Here is a 3,198-nt window from a genome sequence, read left to right on the forward strand (position 1 = left end):
GGTTCTGGCAGGATGCCCACCGAGACGGGATTTTTTAGAAATCCCTGCCATAGATGGTTGAGTACCTACCAAGCCCGTAATCTTCTAGATCGTAATACAACCATTTCCCCCCTTGCCCCCACCTCAGTTCTATTGCGTGGCCTGAGTACGTTTCTTACAATACAGCCTCGCTGTGAGGCTGTCATGCCTTTCTTCACGCGACTGTCGAATGCTTCGCCTCAACTTCCTGTTCTCATCGTCAACTCCGACCGAGAGATACGTTGGGCCTTCACCGAAAGACTTACGGCCAAAGGTTATGAGGTGGAGAGTGCGCCAGATGGGAAGACGTGTCTCGAACGGATTCAGCACCAAGATTTCAGCGTGGTGCTTCTTAGTTCCCATTTACCTGATCAGGATGGCATCTCGCTGTTGACCGCGATCCGATTCATGCATCCGAGACTTCCAGTCATTTTTATGACAGCCGCGGGTCAATCGCCCATTGCTCTCGAACGAGGGGCCTTTGCTGTATTGCCTCTGCCATGTCCGGCAGACGAATTTTACGACGTGGTCCAGCGAGGAATTTCTCTAAGGGAAGCCCGTTGATATGGGCTACTGCGCCGTCTGAATCGGCGGTTGGTTTAGGTGTGATGTTTATGCCCTTCACGATTCGTCCCTACCGTCGCTTTCCTGTGCAATGTGTTGTGAGATACCACGCGAAACTCTAGTTACTGATAGCCGTCCTGTTACTGAGTGTTGGACCAGTGTATGCGGAGTGGGTGCGGGTTGAGAAAAACGACCAAGCAGAGATGACTGTATACGTTGATCCAGACACCATTCGTCGCAACGGGGATGTGGTGGAGTTGTGGGCATTGCTGGACTTTAAGAGAATACAAACCGAGCCAGGCCACGCGTATTTGTCGGCAAAGGCTCATCGTGAAATCGATTGCACCGAAGAGCGCATCCGATTGCTTGCACTGGCGGCCTTCTCTGGCAACATGGGCAGTGGTGAGGTGGTGTATCGCTACTCAGACTCCAACGATCAGGGAATCTCAGTTGAACCAGGCAGTGTTGCAGAAAGTCTGCTCAACTTTGTGTGCAACGAGAAGTGATTGCCCAGTACAGGACCGACCAACACTCCAAACGCGAAACCATAACCATCGAAGAAACGACCCACGACAAGATCAACGATCAGATTGGGTCGAAACAGAAGTGAAATCCCTTTACTGGTATCGGCAATTTGTCATGACACTTTTCGCACCCTTTCTCAGTCCGTTACAGAGAGAACGAGACCGCATTCGTGCAGAGATTCTTGGCATTCACGGCTTGATGCCACTGCTCATGAAGCAACGCAATGGCCTCCACTGGACCGCCGAAGATCGGGCCCAACTCTCCCACCATCTTCGCCATTTGACCGCTCTGAGTCCGTACCTCGTAGTTTTCCTAGCCCCAGGTTCGTTCGTGCTGTTTCCCGTTGTCGCGTGGTGGCTTGATCGTCGTCGATTGAGACGGCGAGATAAGCAGACTCAATTGTCGGATGCCGCCGAGCCTTCAGGGAAGCACCCATGATTGACCATTGTGCGTTCGAAAAACGCTTGCAGTGTATGCTTATGTCTGATACCGAACTGTCCGCTTTTACCACCGACTCCACTGGCGGGGACGCAATGCTTGAAGCATTGGGACCGAGAGCGTGAGCGTCCCGGGTGGGGTTATGGGCTGATCCAAATCCAGTGCCACCGTGGCAGTGGAGGAAACAACAAAGATAGGCTATTGTGCTGTGTTAATTAGCCTTGAGCACTGACTAGAAAGGAGTTTCCATGCTTACCGCGAATTCCCGTTTGCTTATTGTCGTGAGTCTTGTGTCCGGTCTCATCGGAGGAATTTTTGCAACCTTCTTACTCGTAGGGAGTTCAGTCATTGCCCAGCCCACTCCACCGGAAACACCACAAGTAATCAGTGCCCAGGAATTTCGTCTCGTGGATACCAAGGGCCGTATACGGGCCATCCTCGACCTCTCTGACCAGGGAGAGCCTTACTTTCAACTGAAAGATAAGTCCGACACGGACCGGGTGTGGATCGGCATTTCATCAGAAACTGGGATAGCTGTGCGCGACGTGGATGGCAGGACCAGGCTTGTCTTGAGTGTAGATGAAGAGGGAAAGCCGTCACTCGTAGTACGAGACCGGGAACACCACACCAAGGAGTTTCACCCCTAAGCTGAAGCGGTGCCGAGAGAGACCGAGAAGGCGGGGTATCGAGTGGAGGGGAATTGTCCGTGAGAGTTATCCTGTGCCACCGTGAGATTGACGGAAAAGGAGACGATCATGAAGATGCTCACCATCGTTTGCCGGGAGAAGTTCAAAGAGGAGATGCTGGTGCTGTTTGGCACCCTGGGAATCAAGGGGTACACGGTGATGTCCGGGGCGGGGGGTAGCGGCGAGACGGGCACGGTCTCTGGGACTCACGGCTGGACTGATCGAAACATGCTGTTCCTTGTAGCCCTCGACAATGATCCGATGGCTAGACTGGTGAAAGCCGTGAAGAAGTTGTATGCCGACCTGGTGATAGCGCACGGCGGACATGAGGTCGCACTCAAGGTGTTCCTCCAGCCCTGCGAAGTGATTCTGTAACGAGTTAGAAGCCAATCCCAAACCAGTGCCGCCGTGGGAGTGGCGGAGACAGCGCAAGTAGTCCTTCTCGCCCCTATTCAGCGCGGATGGAAATACCGCAGGTGAGCAAGGGTGCCCCTAGGAGGTACGCCGAACACTCTACCTACGGGCAGAAAGTTCCGGCTTGGGCTTCTCTGATGATCCGCCCATGAAGTGGAGGGGCTTTTCCCCGGTGAGGTTCTGCGGCTGCACAATATAATCACCGGTCATCGAAGGAATCCACACCGCCTTGGCAGCCGCCGTGTCTCCTCCACTCATCACCCAGGTGAGGCCACCCACGATGCCCCCGCCGAGCGCATAGGCGACCTTCACGGCCCCATACGGAATGGTAGCGAGCCAGCTAGCTGCTTGTAGTCCCGCCGCTCTTTCCGGGCCGGTTCCCGGCTGTTCCTCCGCAGCAACCGCCGGGTTCCCTGTCCATGCGATCAGCAGTCCGAGCGTTGCCCCAATAAAGAGGCTCCGCTTGCTACACAACGATCCATGGATATGAGTCGTCATAGGTCCTTCTCCTCGCTAGGGGTTGAACTCGGAGTCATACGAGCATCCTACCTGG

6 protein-coding genes are annotated in these 3,198 nt (G+C 54.4%); 4 read left to right on the forward strand and 2 right to left on the reverse strand.

Translation table 11 applies throughout. From position 1 onward, the window contains the following. The first annotated feature begins 183 nt into the window (after window positions 1–183). Window positions 184–582: a response regulator gene (locus VEI50_16405; GenBank protein ID HXX76713.1), complete on the forward strand. Its 399-nt coding sequence runs from the start codon at window positions 184–186 to the stop codon at window positions 580–582. Between the two features lie 173 nt (window positions 583–755). Then, window positions 756–1,088: a surface-adhesin E family protein gene (locus VEI50_16410; GenBank protein ID HXX76714.1), complete on the forward strand. Its 333-nt coding sequence runs from the start codon at window positions 756–758 to the stop codon at window positions 1,086–1,088. 163 nt (window positions 1,089–1,251) lie between these two features. Here VEI50_16410 and VEI50_16415 read toward each other — a convergent pair whose 3' ends face one another. Continuing rightward, window positions 1,252–1,386: a hypothetical protein gene (locus VEI50_16415; protein ID HXX76715.1), complete on the reverse strand. Its 135-nt coding sequence runs from the start codon at window positions 1,384–1,386 to the stop codon at window positions 1,252–1,254. A gap of 407 nt (window positions 1,387–1,793) precedes the next feature. Between VEI50_16415 and VEI50_16420 the strand changes: the two genes are divergently transcribed. Beyond that, window positions 1,794–2,192, forward strand: a complete 399-nt coding sequence (locus VEI50_16420; GenBank protein ID HXX76716.1) for a hypothetical protein — start codon at window positions 1,794–1,796, stop codon at window positions 2,190–2,192. A gap of 108 nt (window positions 2,193–2,300) precedes the next feature. After that, window positions 2,301–2,606 carry a hypothetical protein gene (locus VEI50_16425; GenBank protein ID HXX76717.1) on the forward strand — a complete coding sequence of 102 codons (306 nt, stop codon included), beginning with the start codon at window positions 2,301–2,303 and terminating at the stop codon, window positions 2,604–2,606. Window positions 2,607–2,744: 138 nt separating this feature from the next. Here VEI50_16425 and VEI50_16430 read toward each other — a convergent pair whose 3' ends face one another. Further along, window positions 2,745–3,143: a hypothetical protein gene (locus VEI50_16430; GenBank protein ID HXX76718.1), complete on the reverse strand. Its 399-nt coding sequence runs from the start codon at window positions 3,141–3,143 to the stop codon at window positions 2,745–2,747. Window positions 3,144–3,198: the final 55 nt, after the last annotated feature.

The organism is Nitrospiraceae bacterium (assembly GCA_035623075.1).
Lineage (GTDB): Bacteria > Nitrospirota > Nitrospiria > Nitrospirales > Nitrospiraceae > DASPUC01.